This window comes from Rhizobium sp. BR 315 (assembly GCF_050577975.1).
Lineage (GTDB): Bacteria > Pseudomonadota > Alphaproteobacteria > Rhizobiales > Rhizobiaceae > Rhizobium > Rhizobium miluonense.
The window spans coordinates 145,698-164,368 of record NZ_JARWKZ010000006.1 but is presented as its reverse complement, the minus strand read 5'-3'; the positions used below and the strand labels follow the sequence as shown (position 1 = coordinate 164,368).

At 60.7% G+C, this 18,671-nt stretch carries 21 protein-coding genes; 9 read left to right on the top strand and 12 right to left on the bottom strand.

Annotated elements, in window-relative coordinates; translation table 11 throughout:
• The first annotated feature begins 51 nt into the window (after positions 1 to 51).
• A complete protein-coding gene (locus QD409_RS09860) occupies positions 52 to 774 on the top strand; it encodes a YdcF family protein (RefSeq protein ID WP_092853721.1) in 723 nt (240 codons plus the stop codon).
• 149 nt (positions 775 to 923) lie between these two features.
• Positions 924 to 1,727: a lysophospholipid acyltransferase family protein gene (locus QD409_RS09855; RefSeq protein ID WP_430762568.1), complete on the top strand. Its 804-nt coding sequence runs from the start codon at positions 924 to 926 to the stop codon at positions 1,725 to 1,727.
• Between the two features lie 35 nt (positions 1,728 to 1,762).
• On the opposite strand, the gene QD409_RS09850 is transcribed toward QD409_RS09855, so the two are convergent.
• Positions 1,763 to 2,335 carry a gamma-glutamylcyclotransferase gene (locus QD409_RS09850; RefSeq protein WP_092853717.1) on the bottom strand — a complete coding sequence of 191 codons (573 nt, stop codon included), beginning with the start codon at positions 2,333 to 2,335 and terminating at the stop codon, positions 1,763 to 1,765.
• 11 nt (positions 2,336 to 2,346) lie between these two features.
• Between QD409_RS09850 and QD409_RS09845 the strand changes: the two genes are divergently transcribed.
• Positions 2,347 to 3,360 carry a DUF2125 domain-containing protein gene (locus QD409_RS09845; RefSeq protein ID WP_092853715.1) on the top strand — a complete coding sequence of 338 codons (1,014 nt, stop codon included), beginning with the start codon at positions 2,347 to 2,349 and terminating at the stop codon, positions 3,358 to 3,360.
• A 4-nt stretch (positions 3,361 to 3,364) separates the two neighbouring features.
• Here the strand turns inward: QD409_RS09845 and QD409_RS09840 are convergent, their stop codons facing one another.
• The 4 genes from QD409_RS09840 to QD409_RS09825 all read right to left on the bottom strand — a co-directional run bounded on the left by QD409_RS09840 (position 3,365) and on the right by QD409_RS09825 (position 6,738).
• Positions 3,365 to 3,793 carry a GNAT family N-acetyltransferase gene (locus tag QD409_RS09840; RefSeq protein WP_430762567.1) on the bottom strand — a complete coding sequence of 143 codons (429 nt, stop codon included), beginning with the start codon at positions 3,791 to 3,793 and terminating at the stop codon, positions 3,365 to 3,367.
• 27 nt (positions 3,794 to 3,820) lie between these two features.
• Positions 3,821 to 4,750 (bottom strand): prephenate/arogenate dehydrogenase family protein, encoded by a 930-nt coding sequence (locus tag QD409_RS09835; protein WP_430762566.1) that lies wholly within the window; start codon positions 4,748 to 4,750, stop codon positions 3,821 to 3,823.
• Positions 4,747 to 5,856, bottom strand: a complete 1,110-nt coding sequence (gene hisC, locus QD409_RS09830) for a histidinol-phosphate transaminase (protein ID WP_430762565.1) — start codon at positions 5,854 to 5,856, stop codon at positions 4,747 to 4,749. The genes QD409_RS09835 and hisC overlap by 4 nt, the downstream gene beginning before the upstream one ends.
• Before the next feature lie 102 nt (positions 5,857 to 5,958).
• Positions 5,959 to 6,738, bottom strand: coding sequence for a class I SAM-dependent methyltransferase (locus QD409_RS09825; protein ID WP_430762564.1), 780 nt, complete (start codon positions 6,736 to 6,738; stop codon positions 5,959 to 5,961).
• 53 nt (positions 6,739 to 6,791) lie between these two features.
• On the opposite strand from QD409_RS09825, the gene gloB reads away from it, so the two are divergent.
• From gloB to QD409_RS09810, 3 genes are all read left to right on the top strand, one after another.
• Complete coding sequence (gloB, locus tag QD409_RS09820) at positions 6,792 to 7,562, top strand: hydroxyacylglutathione hydrolase (RefSeq protein ID WP_430762563.1); 771 nt, start codon at positions 6,792 to 6,794, stop codon at positions 7,560 to 7,562.
• A complete protein-coding gene (locus tag QD409_RS09815; protein ID WP_430762562.1) occupies positions 7,562 to 7,987 on the top strand; it encodes a cupin domain-containing protein in 426 nt (141 codons plus the stop codon). The genes gloB and QD409_RS09815 overlap by 1 nt, the downstream gene beginning before the upstream one ends.
• Before the next feature lie 176 nt (positions 7,988 to 8,163).
• Positions 8,164 to 9,279 carry an esterase gene (locus tag QD409_RS09810; RefSeq protein ID WP_430762561.1) on the top strand — a complete coding sequence of 372 codons (1,116 nt, stop codon included), beginning with the start codon at positions 8,164 to 8,166 and terminating at the stop codon, positions 9,277 to 9,279.
• Between the two features lie 21 nt (positions 9,280 to 9,300).
• On the opposite strand, the gene yddG is transcribed toward QD409_RS09810, so the two are convergent.
• Positions 9,301 to 10,200, bottom strand: coding sequence for an aromatic amino acid exporter YddG (gene yddG / locus QD409_RS09805; RefSeq protein ID WP_430762560.1), 900 nt, complete (start codon positions 10,198 to 10,200; stop codon positions 9,301 to 9,303).
• A 141-nt stretch (positions 10,201 to 10,341) separates the two neighbouring features.
• Positions 10,342 to 11,118: a DUF3108 domain-containing protein gene (locus QD409_RS09800; RefSeq protein ID WP_430762559.1), complete on the bottom strand. Its 777-nt coding sequence runs from the start codon at positions 11,116 to 11,118 to the stop codon at positions 10,342 to 10,344.
• A gap of 238 nt (positions 11,119 to 11,356) precedes the next feature.
• Here QD409_RS09800 and rpmB point away from each other — a divergent pair, with 238 nt between their 5' ends.
• Together rpmB and QD409_RS09790 are read left to right on the top strand one after the other, a co-directional pair.
• Positions 11,357 to 11,656: a 50S ribosomal protein L28 gene (gene rpmB / locus QD409_RS09795; protein ID WP_092853696.1), complete on the top strand. Its 300-nt coding sequence runs from the start codon at positions 11,357 to 11,359 to the stop codon at positions 11,654 to 11,656.
• Between the two features lie 113 nt (positions 11,657 to 11,769).
• Complete coding sequence (locus QD409_RS09790; protein WP_430762558.1) at positions 11,770 to 12,405, top strand: queuosine precursor transporter; 636 nt, start codon at positions 11,770 to 11,772, stop codon at positions 12,403 to 12,405.
• Between the two features lie 50 nt (positions 12,406 to 12,455).
• On the opposite strand, the gene QD409_RS09785 is transcribed toward QD409_RS09790, so the two are convergent.
• The 5 genes from QD409_RS09785 to QD409_RS09765 form a co-directional block, all read right to left on the bottom strand.
• Complete coding sequence (locus QD409_RS09785) at positions 12,456 to 13,208, bottom strand: alpha/beta fold hydrolase (RefSeq protein WP_430762557.1); 753 nt, start codon at positions 13,206 to 13,208, stop codon at positions 12,456 to 12,458.
• A gap of 106 nt (positions 13,209 to 13,314) precedes the next feature.
• Complete coding sequence (locus QD409_RS09780) at positions 13,315 to 14,382, bottom strand: esterase-like activity of phytase family protein (RefSeq protein ID WP_430762556.1); 1,068 nt, start codon at positions 14,380 to 14,382, stop codon at positions 13,315 to 13,317.
• 38 nt (positions 14,383 to 14,420) lie between these two features.
• The gene (cobT, locus tag QD409_RS09775) at positions 14,421 to 16,322 is read right to left on the bottom strand and encodes a cobaltochelatase subunit CobT (protein ID WP_430762555.1); all 1,902 of its coding nucleotides are present in this window, start codon (positions 16,320 to 16,322) and stop codon (positions 14,421 to 14,423) included.
• Positions 16,323 to 16,339: 17 nt separating this feature from the next.
• The gene (gene cobS / locus QD409_RS09770; protein ID WP_037148877.1) at positions 16,340 to 17,329 is read right to left on the bottom strand and encodes a cobaltochelatase subunit CobS; all 990 of its coding nucleotides are present in this window, start codon (positions 17,327 to 17,329) and stop codon (positions 16,340 to 16,342) included.
• Between the two features lie 309 nt (positions 17,330 to 17,638).
• Positions 17,639 to 18,259 (bottom strand): J domain-containing protein, encoded by a 621-nt coding sequence (locus tag QD409_RS09765; RefSeq protein WP_004107729.1) that lies wholly within the window; start codon positions 18,257 to 18,259, stop codon positions 17,639 to 17,641.
• A 107-nt stretch (positions 18,260 to 18,366) separates the two neighbouring features.
• On the opposite strand from QD409_RS09765, the gene QD409_RS09760 reads away from it, so the two are divergent.
• Positions 18,367 to 18,654, top strand: a complete 288-nt coding sequence (locus QD409_RS09760; protein ID WP_092853686.1) for a BolA family protein — start codon at positions 18,367 to 18,369, stop codon at positions 18,652 to 18,654.
• The last annotated feature ends 17 nt before the right edge of the window (positions 18,655 to 18,671 follow it).

Sequence of the window (18,671 nt, the reverse complement as noted above, 5' to 3'; positions counted from 1 at the left end):
TTGCCGATTGGCAGCCCGTTCCTTGCCGCAATTGTCGTATAATGACGAATCATGAGCATGGATCTGACGACTCGCAAGACCGTGAGTTCGCAGCCGTTGCGGGAGCAATCCAGCAGCGATAAACCCGTACGCCGCAGCCTATTCCGGCGTCTTCTGCGCTGGGGCGGCTTCGCCTTCATCTTCCTCGTCGCCATCATTTTCGGCGGTTTCCTGCATTTTGCCGATTCGATCACGACGCTGAAGCCGCCGCTCGAGCCCAAGGCGGATGCCATCGTCGTGCTGACGGGCGGCTATCAACGCATCGATCAGGCCGTGGAACTGCTGCGCTCCGGCGCCGGCAACCGCCTGCTGATATCGGGCGTGCACCCGACCACCACGCCATCGCAAATCCGCAGGCTGACGCAGAGCTCCGTCAATCTGTTCAGCTGCTGTGTCGACATCGGTTATGACGCGCTCGATACCATCGGCAATGCCCGCGAAGCGGCAAAGTGGATCCATGCCAAGGGCTATAAGAGCGTCCTGGTGGTCACCAACAACTACCACATGCCCCGCAGCCTGGCGGAACTGAAATATGTCGATCCAACGACCGATTTCATCCCTTATCCGGTCGTCAGTTCCGACCTGAAGGCCAAGAACTGGTTCACGGATCCGAACGCATTGCGCACGATGATCTCTGAATATGCCAAGGTGCTTCTCGCCGGCGCCCGCAACATCACCGGCCTTGGACGTCCGACCGGCTTGAGGTCGCGCCAACCGACCGATGACGACGACTGAAGCATGTCGCGCAAACTGTGCAGCGGTTTTGCGATAACGACGCGCCTGAAGACGCGAAAACCACGCAGGCACCGACTTTTTATTGACGTTGTAATCGTGTAGGCAAACCCTTGGATGCCGGCGCAAGCCGGCGCGTTGGGAAAGCCTCGATGATTATCTTGCGTTCGGTCCTGTTCAATACACTCTTCTATGCCAATCTGATCATTCGCATGATCGCGTTGACGCCGATCTATTTCCTCATGCCGCGCAAGGCCGCCTACGCGATCCCCAAGGCATGGGCGAAATCCAGCACCTGGCTGATGGAAAAGATCGTCGGCACGACCTTCGAGGTCGAAGGCCTGGAGAATATCCCCAAGGGCAGCTTCATCTTCGCGCCCAAGCATCAATCCTTCTGGGATACGTTTGCGCTGCTGCCCTATCTCGACGATCCGGTCTACATTCTGAAGCGTGAGTTAATGTGGATTCCGTTGTTCGGCTGGTATGCCGGGAAGCAGCGCATGATCCCCGTGGACCGTAGCGCGCGCGGCAAGGTGATGTTCGACGTCCTGAAGCGCACGCGCGAAGAGCTCGCCACCGGCCGGCAGCTGATCATTTACCCCGAGGGCACGCGCCGCCCGCCGGGCGCCGAGCCCGTCTACAAATACGGCATCGCGCGCATGTACCGCGACCTTGGGATTCCCGTCGTCTCGGTCGCCATGCATCCTGGCCTGTTCTGGCCACGCCGCACCTTCCGCAAATATCCCGGTCACCTCAAGGTGCGCGTCCTGCCGCCGATCGAGCCGGGCCTGGACCCTGATGTCTTCTTTGCGCGCCTGATCGAAGAAACGGAAAAGGCAAGCGACCAGCTGCTGGTAGAGACGATCGCTGAAAACCCGCATCTGCCAATTCCGCCGACGGCGGCTCAGCGTCTGGCTGAAATCAGCAAGACGAAACCGGTGACCGCCGCGGTTTGAAGCTGCGCGAAGGCTCGCAACCGGACTAAATGGAATCAGGATGCCTTTCGCATCCGCTCCACTTCGCCGGCGACCTGCTCGAGCCAGTGATCGCGGATGCCCATATCGCGCAGATGCGTCAGCGTATTGAAGAGATAGGCATCGTTCGGGCCGGAACGCCCGCTGGCGGCTTCCACCACATGGGCTGCCTCGACCGCATCCAGAGAGCCGGCATATTGCCTGTGAGCGCGATCGACGACATAGGCGACGGCGATAACACGCCGCCCATCGGCAAGCCGGATCGGCACCGTCTTTTCCAGATAGACGTTGGTGACCAGCTCCCGCTCGCGCAGATAGATCAGCACCTCGTCCCAAGTGGAGGCCGGCACGCGAAAAGCCATGCCGCGGCAGGAGCCGCCATGATCGAGGCCGAGCACCAGGCCGGGACTTTCCTCCGTACCGCGATGAACCCAGGAACGGACGCAGAGCGAGCGACGATAACCGAAAATAAGGGCCTCGGCCCGTTCGTCATAACCAAAGCCCGGATTCCACATGAGGGATCCGTAGCCAAATACCCAAAATTCGTCCATATCCAACGCCAAATCACTATGAAGCTTCGGTTCAACCATTGGAGAACAACATGGCAGCGTCAAGCCAGAGCGTAGCAACCAGTCGAGGCAAACGCCTTTGGCTCGTCCTGCTCGGTCTGTTGGTGGTTCTCGCCGCGCTCTATACCGGCGGATGGTATTACGCGACAGGCTTTGTCAGGGCCAATATTTTGAAGGCGCTCGGCCAGCAGAACAGCGCCGGCATTGCCGGAAAATGCGAGAACATGGCCTTCAGCGGCTTCCCCTTCTCCATCGGGCTGACCTGCGACAGGGTGATGGTCGACAACCAGAACCAGGGCGTATCGGCCAATTTCGATACGCTGAGCGCATCCGCGCCGGTCTTCCAGCCCAACCACGTTAGCTGGAGCCTCAAATCGCCGGCAGAATTGCGCACCACCCAGGGCCTGACCGTATCGGCCGAGTGGACGGACCTGCAATCAAACCTCGTCGCCAAGGGCCGTGGCGTCGCGCGGACCCAGACCGTTATCGACGGGTTGAAGGCAGGCATCGTCTCCTCCTTCACTGGTCAGAGCGCCAATGTGACCGCCGCCCACACCGAGATGCACGCCAGCCAGAACGGCAACGATTTGGATTTTGCCATCGGCGTCGAGAATGCCAATGCCGTGATCAAGGATTTCCCGCAGACGCTGCCGACCGCATCGACAAGCGCCAGCGTCACGCTGACGGGCAAGGCCGGCCTGCTCGACGGCAGCGACCGCGAGGGGTTGCATGGAGCGGCGGGCGTGTTGCATCGAGCCGTCATCGATATCGGCGACGGCCGCATCATGACGCTTTCCGGCCCCTTCAATTTCGACGGGGACGGATTTTTGTCCGGTCAGTTCAAGCTGGAGATCAATCAGATCGGCCCTTGGGGCGATAGCCTGACCACCACGCTTCCCGCCGCCAAGAATCTGATCAAGACGGCCACGAAGATGCTGAAGGCGCTTGCCAGCGGCGCCGACAAGGTCTCCGTCGACCTTACCGCCGATCGTGGCCGCCTCTCGCTCAGCGGCTTTATCCCGCTCGGCAAGATCCCGCCGATCTGAAGCCCTATCCTCTACGTGCGCCGGAGATATCCTTCAGGAAGAATATCTCCGGGCTCGGCTGGACAATCCGAAAGTCGATGCTGCCCGCAGCCTGAAAGCCATTGCGGCGATGCCAGGCCTGGGGCTCGGCTTGCGCCCATTCGCTTGACGTCATCAGATGCTGCTCGCCCTCTTCGATCATGGCGTCTTCCCAAGCACGGAACAGGGCCGTCCCGACGCCGGCGCGCTGATGCGACGACAGCACGCGGATCATGTCCATATAGGGTATTTTGCCCCAGAAGCGGCTGAATCGCAGGAAGCCCGTCAGTTCGCCATCCTGCTCGGCCACGAAATATTCTTCGAATTGGATGCAGCGCCTGATCCAATCCTCACTCGCATCGTCGTAACCGACGAGCCAGGGCAAATCTTCGGAGCGCCCGCGTCTGACGATCATGACCGCCCCTCCCTCGCGTGAGGATTTCTATTCCTTCACATCCAGGGCATGACGGCCGAAATCCGGTGCATCGACGTCCTGGCCGGCCTCGACGATCGAGCGGCGGATAGCACGGGTGCGGGTGAAAAGTTCGAAGATCTTGTCGCCCTCGCCCCAACGGATGGCGCGCTGCAGCGACGCAAGATCTTCCGAGAAACGCGACAGCATCTCCAGAATGGCATCGCGATTGTGCAGGCAGACATCGCGCCACATGGTCGGATCGGACGCGGCAAGACGGGTGAAGTCGCGGAAACCCGAGGCCGAATATTTGATGACTTCCGACTCGGTCACCGTTTCCAGATCGTCGGCCGTGCCGACAATGTTGTAGGCGATGAGATGCGGCAGATGCGAAACGATCGCCAGCACCTTGTCGTGATGCTCGGGGTCCATCTCATCGACGCGAGAGCCCAGGGTTTCCCAGAAATCGCGCAGCTTCTTGATCGCGGCCGCATCGGTGCCAGGAACCGGCGTGAAGATGCACCAGCGTCCCTTGAACAGCCCCGGAAAGCCGGCATCCGGGCCGGATTTCTCCGTGCCCGCCAGCGGATGGCCCGGAATGAAATGCACGTTGGGGGGCATATGCGGCTGCATCTGCGCGATGACGGACGCCTTGGTCGACCCAACGTCGGTGACGATGGCACCCGGCTTCAGCTGCGCCGAAATTTCCTTGGCGACGCTCTCCGAGGCGCCAACCGGCACGGAGACGATGACCAGATCGGCACCCTTGACGGCTTCAGCCGAGGACGGCGTATAGCGATCGCCGAGTTTCAGCTCCTCGGCGCGCTTCAGCGTTTCGGCGCTGCGCGTCGAGATCACCACTTCCTTGGCAAGGCCCAGCCGCTTGATGTCATAGGCGATGGAAGAGCCGATCAGGCCGATGCCGATCAGCGCAATGCGATCGAACTGGGTCGTGCTCATGCCTTACGTCCCATAAACTCCGTCAGCGTGTCGATGACGCCGAGATTGGCCTCTTCGGTGCCGATGCTCATGCGCAGCGAATTCGGGAAACCATAGGCGCGAACCGCCCGCACGATATAGCCGCGGCTGGTGAGGAAATCGTCAGCCTCGACGGCGCGCTTGCCATCGATTTCGGGGAAATGGATGAGAACGAAGTTCGCGACCGACGGCGTTACCTTGAGGCCGATGGCCTCCAACGCAGCCGTGACCTTCTCGATCCATTGCAAATTGAATGCAACGGTCTCGGCGATAAAGGCCTGATCGCGAACGGCAGCGGCACCGGCAGCGATGGCGGCGCTGTTCATGTTGAACGGGCCGCGCACGCGATTGACGGCATCGATGATATCGACCGGCGCATACATCCAGCCGACGCGGAGCGCCGCCAGGCCATAGACCTTCGAGAAGGTGCGGGTCATCACGACATTCTGGTTGGCCGAGACGAGCTCGAGGCCAGCCTCGTAGTCGTTGCGGCGAACATATTCGGCATAGGCTGCGTCAAGCACGAGGATGACATGCTTCGGCAGGCCCGCCTGCAGGCGGCGGATTTCGCTCACCGGAACATAGGTGCCGGTCGGATTGCCCGGATTGGCGATGAAGACCATCTTGGTCTTCTTTGTAACGGCGGCAAGGATGGCATCGACATCGACCGTGCAATCCTTTTCCTTGACCGTCACCGGCGTCGCGCCGGCAGCCATGATCTGGATCTTGTAGACCAGGAATCCATGCTCGGTGATGATGCCTTCGTCGCCGGCACCGAGATAGGTGTGGCAGAGCAGGCCGAGCAGCTCGTCGGAGCCGTTGCCGCAAAGGATGTTGGCGATGTTCAGCCCATGCACGTCGGCAAGCGCCTGACGCAGCTCCTTCGCCTGTCCGTCAGGGTAGCGTTCCAGTTGGTCGGCAGCCGCACGGAAGGCTTCGATGGCCTTGGGGCTCGCGCCAAGCGGTGTCTCGTTGGAGGAGAGCTTGAACACGCGCTCGACGCCCGGCGCATGCTCCTTGCCCGGCACATAAGCGGCGATGTCGAGAATACCGGAACGCGGGACGGGCTTGCTCATTTCCATGCTCATGGGATCGACCTTGCGAAGGACCGGGAAATTCCGGCTTGAAACACCTCGTCGCATTAAAGCGGAAACGCGGTTTTGTCGAGTGTCAGCGCCTCATCGATCGCATCAGGCGCCGTCGCGTGTCGTCGGAATGCCGCGCGGCGCCAACACAGGCACGAAGACGCGACGCGACGCGCGCACGGCGACCGGCAGGCCCTGATAGAGCCGCTTCTGCGCCTCGACGATGATGACCCCGGAAAAAGCCGGCCAAAGAGCGCGGCCAATCCGTTCGAAAGCGCGGCGCAGCCGCAGCACGGTGCGCAGCTTGGAGGGCGGGAAAAACAGCGCTTCGGCCGTCGCACCCGGCGTGAAATTGGTTTCCCGCAATAGCGAAGTCAGCTGGCCGCGCGAATAGGGCCGGCCGGAACCGAACGGCGTGTGCTCCATGCGCGCCCAGACGCCGCGGCGGTTCGGTACGGCGATGACAAGCCGCCCGCCGGGCGCCAGCACGCGCCAAAGCTCCTTCAGCGTCTCGCGCGGGCTCTCGGCAAATTCCAGCGAATGCACCATCAGCACACGGTCGATCGAGCTGTCCGGCAAGGGCAGCTCTTCATCGAAGATCAGCGCCGTCGACGATGCCGAGCCCATCGGCCAGTTCACTGCGCCCTGCCCCGCCGGCATGAAGGCGAAAGTGCGCTCGGTATCGGCACGGAAACGATCGAGATAGGGAACGGCATAGCCGAGGCCGACAAGCCGCTCTTCCGGCATGCGCGCCCAAATGGAGGAAAGCGCCATGGCAATCGACTGCTCCGCCAAGCGACCAAGCTCGGAATGATAAAACTGGCGGAGATCGACAATATCAGCGTGCATCGAAACAAATGTTATCAGCCGAGCGTTGGACTTCAAGACCGAACGACTTACATTCTCTACCAACGTAAAAGACGAGGACGATTTCAATCATGAAGCCATTGGAATTAGAGATATTTATCTGCCGTTCCGACAATTTCGGCGTCTTGGTCCATGATCCGGAAACCGGATTGACGGCATCGATCGACGCTCCGGAGGCGGATGCGATCCTGAAGGCGTCCAAGCGTCGCGGCTGGACCATCAGCCATATCCTGACGACCCACCACCACACCGATCACGTCGAGGGCAATCTCGCGCTGAAAGAGCAATTCGGCTGTCAGATCATCGGCCCGATCAATGAAGCCGTCGCCATTCCCGGCCTCGATCGCGCCGTCGGCGATGGCGACAGCTTCGAGTTCGCCGGCCATACGGTCAACGTCATAGAAACCCCCGGCCATACTGCCGGTCATGTCTGCTATCATTTCGCCGATGACAAGCTGCTCTTTGCCGCCGACACGCTGTTTGCGCTAGGCTGCGGCCGCCTGTTCGAGCGAACGCCGGCTGATATGTGGGCCTCGCTGCAAAAGCTCGCTGTCTTGCCGGACGAAACGGCCGTTTATTTCGGCCACGAATACACGCTCTCCAACGCCCGCTTTGCGGTGACGATCGATCCCGACAATGAGCGGCTGAAAGCGCGCGCTGCCGATATCGAGGCACTAAGGGCGCAAGGCAAATTCACCATCCCGACGACGCTGGCGCTGGAGAAGGAGACAAACCCGTTCCTGCGCGCCGCAGATCCCGCAATCCGCCGCCACCTGCTGATGGAAAGCCGTGGCAACGACGAGGTCTTCGCTGAAATCCGCAAGCGCAAGGACAATTTCTGATGCAGGTGAAAGAGATCATCGAAACGCTTTCCATGCAGCGGCATCCGGAGGGTGGCTGGTACGTGCAGACGTTCCGCGACGAGAATGGCGGTGCACGCGGCCACTCCACGGCGATCTACTATCTGCTTGAGGCCGGCGAGCGCTCGCACTGGCACCGGGTCCACGATGCCGCAGAGGTCTGGCACTACTATGCCGGCGCGCCGCTCGCCTTGCACCGCTCGGCGGACGGCAAGGCGAGTGAAAGGCTCGTTCTCGGCACCGATCTGGCAAAGGGCGAGCGCCCGCAGGCCATCATTCCAGCCAACTGGTGGCAATCCGCCGAAAGCCTCGGCGAATTCACGCTCGTCGGCTGCACGGTCTCCCCCGGCTTCGAGTTTTCGAGCTTCGAAATGGCCCCGCCGGACTGGAAGCCCGCCTCAGACTGAACCTCACCTGCCTTTCGTTGACATCACGCGGGATGCGGCCACACAACGCAGACCGGCAGCCTTGAAAAAACGTCGCACCGTCTCAGCTTCACACGGGGAGAGAGAAAATTGATCTATCTGGAGGAGGTTTTTTCGTGCGATTGTTGTTTTCTTTGCTCGTCGCGGGAGGCTGTGTCATGAGCGCCCCTGTCTTTGCCCTTGATGCGCCGGCGTCGCCGCCGGCCGAAAAGCCTCTGAAAAACTTCGTCACCTCGGTCGAAAAAGACGGCTCGATCACTTTTCGGCTCTATGCCCCTGGCGCAAAGGCCGTCTCCGTCGGCCTCGGCTCGCGCGATCCGATCGCCATGCAACGCGGCGATGATGGCACCTGGGACGCGAAGACCGAGGCATTGAGGCCCGACCTTTACGAATATTATTTCAACATCGACGGCTTCCGCAGCATCGACACGGGAACCAACGCGCAAAAGCCGCAGCGGCAGGTCAACACCAGCCTGATCCTCGTGCCCGGCAGCATTCTCGATATCCGCAACGTGCCGCATGGCGATCTACGGCTGGTGACCCTGCATTCCAACGCACTCGAATCGGAGCGGCAGATGTATGTCTACACTCCGCCCGGCTACACCGATGCCTCCGAGCCGCTGCCCGTGCTCTACCTCTATCACGGCTTCGGCGATACGGTCGGCTCCTGGGTTGCGCAGGGACGCGCACCGCAGATGCTCGACAATCTCCTCGCCGAGAAGAAGATCGAGCCGATGATCGTCGTTATACCGGATACGGAAACCGACGTGCCGATCGCGATTGCCGAAAACTTCCCAGCCGCCGATCGTCGTGCGAATTTCTATCCGGCCAATGCCGAGGCAGCCGATCGCGAGCTGATCGACGATCTCATCCCATACATGAAGACGCACTATCGGGTGCAAAACGAGGCTGACGGCCGTGCCGTTGCCGGGCTCTCGCAGGGCGGATACCAGGCCCTCGTCTCAGGCCTCACGCATCTGGACGCCTTCGGCTGGGTCGCGACCTTCAGCGGCGTCAGCACCACGACCGTTCCAAACAAGGCGGTAGACGCCGTGCTGAACGAGCCGGAAAAGATCAACAAGGCGTTGCGCAATTTCACGGTATCCGTTGGCAGCAAGGATCAGGTCGTCGGCAAGGACGTTGCCGGCCTGAAGGCGACGCTCGACGAGAAAAAGATCAATCACGAGTACCACGAATATCCGGACCTCCAGCACGAGATGGACGTCTGGCGGCCGTCGCTCGCGGCTTTCCTCGAAAAAGTCTTCAAGAAATAACTGGCAATGATCGCGGCGGAGCTATTCCGCCGCTTCCGCCTGCACCTGCTCCGCACGGCCACGACGCAGGATCATGCGATGCGCGGCGAGCACCGCGCCACCGGTCACCAGCAGGCAGGCAAGCGCAATGCCCCAACTTGGCTCGGCAAAGCCGAAAAGCGTCAGGATCAGCGTCGACAGCAACGGTGCGGCATAGCTTGCTGCGCCGAGAATCTGGATATCCCCATTCTTGACGCCGTAATCCCAGGCGTAGAAGGCGGCTCCGACTGGAAAGAGGCCGAGGCCGAGCACGGCGACCCATTGGGCCGCGCTCTCCGGCCAGATGGTCTCCTCCAGACCGAGATGGCAGAAGAAGGAGAGGATAGCCGTGACGAGGCAGAATATGGTGACGACATCGGTGGAAACGGCCTCGAAACGGCGCGTGATCAGCGAGTAGCCGGACCAGGTGAAGGCGCAAAGGAAAGCCGCGCCGTAGCCGACCGCATAGGCGCCTTCGAAATGAAAGCCGTTGCGCCCGACGATCAGAACCGTACCCGCGAGCCCCATCAAGGCGCCGACGATATGATACCAGCGCAGCCGCTCGCCCGGCAGCAACGCCGAACCGACGACGATCAAAAGCGGCCAGAGATAGGCGATCAGCCCCGCCTCCACCGCCGGCGCATGGCGCAGCGCCGTGAAATAGAGGAAATGATAGCCGAACAGGCCGGCAATGCCCGTTATCCAGACCTTGGCGGGTTGACGCAGAAGCTGGAGGCGCTCCGGCCGCAACAGTAGCACGACGATGCCGGGAATGCTGCCGATGGCAAAGCAGATGGCAAGCAGCTGAAACGGCTGCATCTTGCCGGATGCCACCGTCAAAAGCGCCAGAAACGACCACATCAGAATGGCCGAAAAGCCCGTCAATGTCGCACGAAACTTCAACTCTGCCCCCAGCTCGTTGCTGCGGGCATCCCTCTGCCCGCTGAAACAATTCCAGGAAAAGTGCTCGGCGGCTTTCCGTCCGGAATTGCGGAGAAATTAAACGCTAGGGGCGTAAAGCGCTTCTGCGAAGCGTTTGTCGGTCTAGCTGCCGTATTTCACGGCGGTAATCGTCACGGTCCCGTATTGCGTCGGTATGCGCACGTAGACCGGAGCATATACATTCATGGTATCGGCCTTGGCAAACCAGATCTCCATATTGTCGCTCTTGGCAAGATAGAGATAATCCTTGCGCGTGCTTTTATAGCCGCTCTTCGGCGTGAAGCGCACGCCGCAGGCAACCGTTTTGCCCTTGAAGCCGTCGGTCGAGAAGGGATGAGACCCCTTCGGCGACAGCTTCAGATCCAGGCGCATCTCGCCATCGAAGACGGCCAGCGTCTGATTGCAGAGATTGAGGCTGGGCGTGATCGGAAAGATCATGCCGGAAATCGGATCGAGCACGGACTTAAGATCCCCCTCCGTAACAGGGATCCAGCTGTCCGGCCGCTTCGGCTCCGGCGTGATCGTGTTCGACGTCACGTTGCCGTTGGTATAGCCGACATCGTAGGTGCGCTCTTTCTTGCCGCTCTTGTAGTACAGCGTGTAATGCGTCGCCTGCAGCTTGCTATCGTTGACCACACCGCTCACATCCGTCCTGGCATCGATAGAAGTGACGAGGTCAGCAAGACCGGCGGAAGTAATGTTGCCGCGGATCGTAAACTGCTTGCCGGTGACTTCGGTCTTGAAATCCGCTCTGGCGATCGGCAGGCCGGCCAGCGAAACGCGATAGCGCGTTTCATGCCGCAGCACGTCGGCCAATGCCAGCGATGGCATCGACGCAACGATAGCTGAAATGAGAAGCCACTTCCGAATTTGAACCATGATTCAGGGCCTTCAACGAGGGTCAGGCGAGATATATAGACACTATGTTCGTCTGCTGCGAGCACCAGAGAACAGCAGCTTTTTGACGGAATTGCGGGAAAACACAAGGTTTAGCTTGACGCAGCCGGCCGCTCTGACTATAGAACCGCAACTTTCCAATTATGGCCTGTTGGATTGCGCGCCGGGCTTTGCCCGGGATGTTTATCCGATGGCCTAGAAAAACAAAAGTAGGTGTACCATGTCCCGCATGTGCGAATTGACCGGCAAGGCCGTCCTCGTGGGCAACAATGTCAGCCACGCCAACAACAGAACCAAGCGTCGGTTCCTGCCGAACCTCTGCCAGGTCACGCTGATCTCCGACGTTCTCGGCCAGCGCTATCGTCTGCGCGTTTCCGCAGCAGCGCTTCGCTCGGTCGAACATCGCGGCGGTCTGGACGCTTTCCTCATTAAGGCAAGCGAAAACGAACTCAGCATGCGCGCTCGCCTGCTGCGTCGTCAGATCGTCAAGAAGTCCGCTGAAGCTGCAGTCGCTGCTTAAGCTTTAGCACTTCGCGATAGCATACGGCTAAAAGGCTTGCACGGATCATCTCCGGACAAGCCTTTTTCCATGTCCGGTTTCCTTCAACTGGTGGCATCTCCCAGGATAAAAAAATGCTCACGGCACGTCGCACCCTTATCTACGTTCTGCTGATGACGCTGGTCGTCGTCGCTTCCAATATCCTCGTGCAGTATCCGCTACAGGCGACGCTCGCCGGTATCAATCTTGCGGATATCCTCACCTGGGGCGCCTTCACCTATCCGGTCGCCTTCCTCATCACCGATCTGACCAACCGCCAGTTCGGCCCGAAGGCCGCGCGCAAGGTGGTGTTTGCCGGCTTCGTCGTCGGCGTCGCGCTGTCGTTCTATACCGCACAGCCGCGCATCGCGATCGCCTCCGGTTCGGCCTATCTCGCCGGCCAGCTGCTCGACATCTCGGTTTTCAACCGCCTTCGCCGTCTGGCCTGGTGGCGCGCACCGCTGTTCGGCTCGCTCATCGGCTCGATGCTCGATACGCTAATCTTCTTCTCCTTCGCCTTCGCGCCCTTCTTCGTCCTCTTCGGACCGAACGATCCCTTCGCGATCGAATGGGCGCCGATCCTCGGCGTTTTCCCCACCTCGGCACCGCGCTGGATTTCCTGGGCGATCGGCGATTTCTCGGTCAAGATGACCGTCGGCCTCGTCATGCTGCTGCCCTATGGCGCACTCATGAACACGCTGAAGCCGATGTCGCGGGCCCCGGCCGCCTGAGCGGTTAATTGTTCGGCGCGGATCGCTATCGGTACGCGCCGAAACACTCTTCAGCGATAAGACAGGCAGGTCAGAACGGCGGCTGCGAATGCGGCCGGATTTTCTGCCATCATCAAATGGCCGGTATCGGCGATATTGAGCCGCGCCGTGCAGAGATCATTGACCCAATCGGGAACATCCCAACCCTCCGCGGAACGGCGCCCGGCAATCAGATAGACGGGAACGTCGGACTGCAAAATGCCGCGGATCGCGTCGAGATAAGCCGCTTCTCCCGTCGCTGCTACCACCGCCTTGGCCTGCGCCTTGATCGTTGAGGGCGGCTGATTCGCAAGCCAACTTCTGGCAAGCGATGACGTCCATTCGTTGATCTGCACGCCTGCACCGGCGATCCACGCGTCCGGATCGGTCCCATAGCCGGAGATGATGCTAGCCACCTCCTCGTTCGGCTTCACGGCAATCTGCGCCGACCAGAACGCATCCTTCAACGTGAAATTGCCTTCGACGCTCGTCAGCGATTCGATGAGCTCGGGAAAATGCTGGGCGACGAGCACCGAAACCGCACCACCGACCGAATGTCCGACCAGATGCACCTTGCCTGCACCGAGGCCGGATATGAAATCTGCGATGTGGCGGGCTTGATCGAGAAGGACCAGGCTGCTGGTGTCCGCCTCGCGGTTGCGGCCATAGCCAATAAGGTCCGGCGCATGAACATCGGCACTGCCGAAAGCTGCCAGGATCTCGGGGTCATTCAGGCTGCCAAATAGCCCATGCACCAGCACTATAGGTTTGTCAGGAGCAGACATGTCGAAGAATCCCATTGTTGGAGCAATGGGGTCGCTTAGCTCACAACGAAAATTTCCTCAATGCAGCAAGATCGGCGCAGAGAATAAAATTGGCGCCGCGTCACTTCTAGTTCCGGCTGACGACGCTTTCGTCGCTCAGGCGGAACTCCAGCATCAGGCTGCGCTGCAAAATCGAGTGATTGTCGTCCGAGATAAGAATGAGATGGAGGGATCCGTCAGCCGCGCGGAAGACGTCGATCCCTTCCATATTGTCGATCTGCTCCCTGGAATCGGCCTGGAAGATCACCTTGCCGTCCACCACCGCGTCCGGCTTGATATCCGCGCCGGCAATGCGGCGGATGCGCACGCCAAGACCATGCGCCAGCCCGAAGCGGCGCTCCAGCAACAGCAGATCGCCATCGGGCAGGAAGACACCGTCGCTGACGTCGAAACCATCATAGTGCCGGACGGTGAAACGACCATGCAGCGGGCCGTCGAGAATGGCTGCCACCATATTGCCCTGCTCATCCAGGCTATCTTCCGTAATGATGACGGCGGCTCCGGCAAGCGGACTGGACTGCGGCGCGATCATCAGCGCTTCGAGGCTGCGGTTGGAACGAAGCTGCAGCCTTGGAATGGGGATCGGCAGGCTATTGTCCGGCGGCGAAATCTCGAAGCCCGGATCGGGATAGATATCGACGCGATGATACTGCTCGTAACTCACGAGGACATGATCGTCGCGCAATGCCAGACCCTCGGCATCCATCGCCCCCGTCCCGGCGTCGATGCTGCCGTGGCGGTCCATCATCGGCATGATGCGTGCCTCGGCAATACCTTTCAACCGCCCCTTCTCGTCGCGCTCTGTGGCACCCGTCAGCCAGTGGCCGGTATCCAGCACGGAAACGAAATGCCGCTGATCGGGACGAAAACGGATGGCGGAAATGGCACCCAGAAGCGCATTGTCGGAACTGAGCTCAAGACCGCCAATAAATTCCAGAGCTCCGAACTGCGTTTGCTGCGAGCCCGGCCTGAAGGTCGAGATGACATTGGCGCGAATATTGGCCGGGCCGCCATCGTCGGCTCGGTCTGCGGCATCGCACCCGGCTAGCGGCAGTGCCAGTATCGCCATCAGGCTGATGCAGCGCACCGTGCCAGGCCAGCCCTTACAGCGTAGATTGCCAAAAAGAAAAGGCATCGGCCTCAAGGCCGATGCGAAAGGAAGCCGAAGCGGGCTCAGCTTGCACGGCGCATGCGCGAACGCGGCATGCTTGCCTGGTCCTCGAACAGCGAGGCGAGCTGCTCCGTCATGGCGCCTGCAAGTTCGTCGGCATCGACGATCGTGACGGCGCGGCGATAGTAGCGCGTCACATCGTGACCGATGCCGATCGCCAGCAGCTCCACAGGGGAACGCGTCTCGATCTGATCGATGACGGCCCGCAGGTGCCGTTCCAGATAATTGCCCGGATTGACCGATAGCGTCGAATCGTCGACCGGCGCGCCGTCCGAAATCATCATCAGGATGCGGCGCTGCTCGCGGCGACCGAGCAGGCGGTTATGCGCCCAGATCAGCGCCTCGCCGTCGATATTCTCCTTAAGCAGGCCTTCCCGCATCATCAGGCCAAGATTGCTGCGCGACCGGCGATAAGGCTCATCCGCAGATTTGTAGATGATGTGACGCAGGTCATTCAGGCGACCCGGTGTCTGCGGCTTGCCGCTGGCAAGCCACTTCTCGCGCGCCTGCCCACCCTTCCAGGCCTTGGTGGTGAAGCCGAGGATCTCGACCTTCACGCCGCAGCGCTCGAGTGTGCGGGCAAGGATGTCGGCGCAGGAGGCAGCAACCGTGATCGGCCGTCCGCGCATCGAGCCGGAATTGTCGATCAGCAGCGTCACGACCGTATCGCGAAACTGCGTGTCGCGCTCCATCTTGAAGGACAGCGCCTGCATCGGGTCGATGATCAGGCGCGTCAGACGTGCCGGATCGAGATAACCCTCTTCCAGATCGAAGTCCCAGGAGCGGTTCTGCTGCGCCATCAGGCGACGCTGCAAACGGTTGGCCAGCCGTCCGACAGCCCCCTGCAGATGGGCAAGCTGCTTGTCGAGGAAGGCGCGCAGGCGCTCGAGCTCGGCCACGTCGCACAGTTCCTGCGCCGTCGTGGTCTCGTCGAACTCCTCCGTATAGACGTGATAGTCGACCTTCTCGTTGAAGTCGGCGAAAGGCGTATTCGGACGGCGGGTCTCGCCCGGCGTTTCCGAGTCTTCCTCGCCCTCTTCGCTCATATCGTCGTCGGAGATCTCGCCACCGTCCTCGGTTGCGCCATCTTCCATCTGCTCGTCGGAAGCTTCGCTATCCTCGGCGGGTGCCGCGTCAGAGCCTTCGTCTTCCTTGGCGTCGTCGTTGTCCTGGTCTTCGCCGTTCGGCTTGTCTTCTTCGCTCGGCTGCTCCTCGCTGTCGGGTTCCGACTGCTCGTCGCCATATTCCTCGGCCATTTCCATGGCGGTCAGAATATTGCGGACGACACGGGCAAAGCTCTGCTGGTCGTTGATTGCCGAAAGCAGGTTCTCGAGTTGACCGCCGGTCTTTTCCTCAATGAAGGGCCGCCAGAGGTCGAGCACCTTGCCAGCACTTTCCGGTGGCTTCTGGCCGGTCAGCTTCTCGCGCACGATCATCGCCATGGCCTCGCCGATCGGCGCATCCTCGCGCCGCTCGATGCCGGAGAAATTCGCCTTGGCGTATTTCTCTGCATTCATCGACTTGATGTTGGCGGCAACGCCGCTCATGCGCAGCGAACCGATCGATTCGACACGTGCCTGCTCGACGGCATCGAAGATGCCGCGCGCATCGGCGCCCTGCGGCGCCATGACCGCATGGACGCGAGCGTCGTGGCAGGCAAGACGCAGGGCCATCGAATCGCCAAGCCCGCGGGTCACCGCGAGCTCATGCATCGTCGGCCGCTTCGAAAGCTCCGGCAAGCGGATGCGCTCGCCGGTCATCCCCGGACGTTCGTTGGCGAATGCAACCTCGACCTCGGCATCGCCGGCGATCGAGCGCACACAGCCAGTGATCGCCCGGCGCAACGGCTCCATGTCCACCGGAGCACCCGGCTTCGCTCTGGAATTATCTCCGCGACCTGACATGATGTGTCGGCTCTTCCCTATGCTTCAAGCACGATGTTGGCAGCACTTTCCTTCAGCTCGACGCCGAAGGCGCGCTGATAGTGCTCGGCGACCAGCGGCCGCTCCAGCTCATCGCACTTGTTGAGGAAGGTGACGCGGAAGGCAAAGGCGACATCGCCGAAGATCTCCGCATTCTCAGCCCAGGTGATGACGGTACGCGGGCTCATGACGGTCGACAGGTCGCCGTTCATGAAGGCCGCGCGCGTCAGGTCGGCGACGCGCACCATCTTGGAGACGGTGTCGCGACCCTTGTCGGTGCGGAAGGACTTCACCTTCGCCAGCACGATGTCGACTTCGTTGTTGTGCGGCAGATAGTTCAGCGTCGTCACGATCGACCAACGGTCCATCTGAGCCTGGTTGATCTGCTGCGTGCCGTGATAGAGGCCGGTCGTGTCGCCGAGACCGATGGTGTTGGCGGTTGCGAACAGGCGGAAGGCCGGGTGAGGACGGATAACGCGGCTCTGGTCGAGCAGCGTCAGGCGGCCCGACGATTCCAGCACGCGCTGAATGACGAACATCACGTCCGGACGGCCGGCATCGTATTCGTCGAAGACGAGCGCGACGTTGTGCTGGTAGGCCCAGGGCAGGATGCCGTCCTTGAATTCGGTGACCTGCAGCCCGTCCTTGACGACGATGGCGTCCTTGCCGACGAGATCGATACGGCTAACGTGGCTGTCGAGGTTGATACGCACGCACGGCCAGTTGAGGCGCGCAGCAACCTGCTCGATGTGAGAAGACTTGCCCGTGCCGTGATAGCCCGAGATCATCACGCGGCGGTTGTGGGCAAAGCCGGCGAGGATGGCGAGCGTGGTCTCGCGGTCGAACAGGTAGTCCGCATCCAGATCGGGCACGTAGGCACTGCCCTGGCTATAGGCGGGAACGCGAATGTCGGAATCAATGCCGAAGACTTCACGAACCGAAACGGTGGTGTCGGGAATCTCGGAAATATCAAGGTCGATCTTGCTCATCATGTCTCCAGGGCGGGTGGCTTTCACCCTGCCATATCAATCTCAGCCATTTTGTCCGAATCGCCGCAGCTTTCTTGCCCGCATCCGTTCGGTCGGAACAACGGCGATACTTCTCCGGGACTAAAGCAAAATCTCGGCGCGATTGCATGATCGCTTGCGAGCATCCTTGAACAGAGTCCCGGACAAGAAACGCCGCGTCCGGAAAGTCGGCCGAGGTGCAGCCAGCCAAAAGCACACCCTGCCGCGGTTGCCCGCGGCTTCAGCCGATTTGGACCATACCTGATTGAAGGCGGAGAGCAAGGACAGGAATTAACAAAAACCGTTCTGTTTCAATAATTGATAGGCCTGTATGACCGCGCGAAAGCGCTCCTCGGAACCGCGGTCGCCGCCATTGGCATCCGGATGGTGCATTTTCACCAATTCCTTGTAGCGGCGCTTGATTTCCGGCGCCGTTGCCGTGGCGCCAAGCCCCATCGTGTCGAACGCCTTCGCCTCGAGCGTTTTCAGCTTGCGCTGCTGCGGGAAGCGCGGTCCGCGCCCCTGCCCCTCTCCTTCCTTGACGAAGCCGAAAGGATCCCGCACGCGGGAATAGGAGCCGGAACGAATATCCGATTGCAGCGGGCTGTTCTTGGCAGCCTTGTTGACACCAACCGTCCAGGTCGGGCGATGGCCGGTGATGGCTTCCTTCTGGTAGCGTGCGATCTCGCCGTCCGAGAGGCCAGAGAAATAGTTGTAGCCCTTGTTGTATTCCTTGACGTGTTCGAAGCAGAACAAAAAGAACTGCCCTTCCGCATTGCGCCCGACAGGGGCGCGATGCGTACCGTGCTTGTCACAGCCGTCCCACTGGCATGTCGGCGGGCCTTGCTCGGGCTCCTGCGCGCGTTTGCGGCGGGTACGGATGCGATCGAAATATTTTGAATCAAGTCTCATGGCGTCCTAATTATGGGGCCTTGGATACCCCACAACAAGAATTGACAAACAGGAATGTTATAGGCTTTGTGGGAGCTTTTTTTCGCAGCGGAGGTCGACGCGGGAATATGGAAACGACACTGCAATCTCGCATTGAGGCGAAGCTCAACGTTGCTTTCGCGCCAGAGCGCCTCGCCGTCATCAATGAGAGCCACCTGCATGCCGGCCATCAGCCCGACATGACCGGCACCGGCGAGACCCATATAAGAATTCGCATCGTTTCTGCCAAGTTCGCCGGCATGCCGCGCCTGGCACGCCATAGGGCGATCAATGAGTTACTGAAGCCGGAGCTGGATGCCGGGCTGCATGCGCTGGCCGTGGAACCCGCGGCGCCGGGTGAGCCTGTTCGCTGGTAGCCGCGAACGGACAGCCC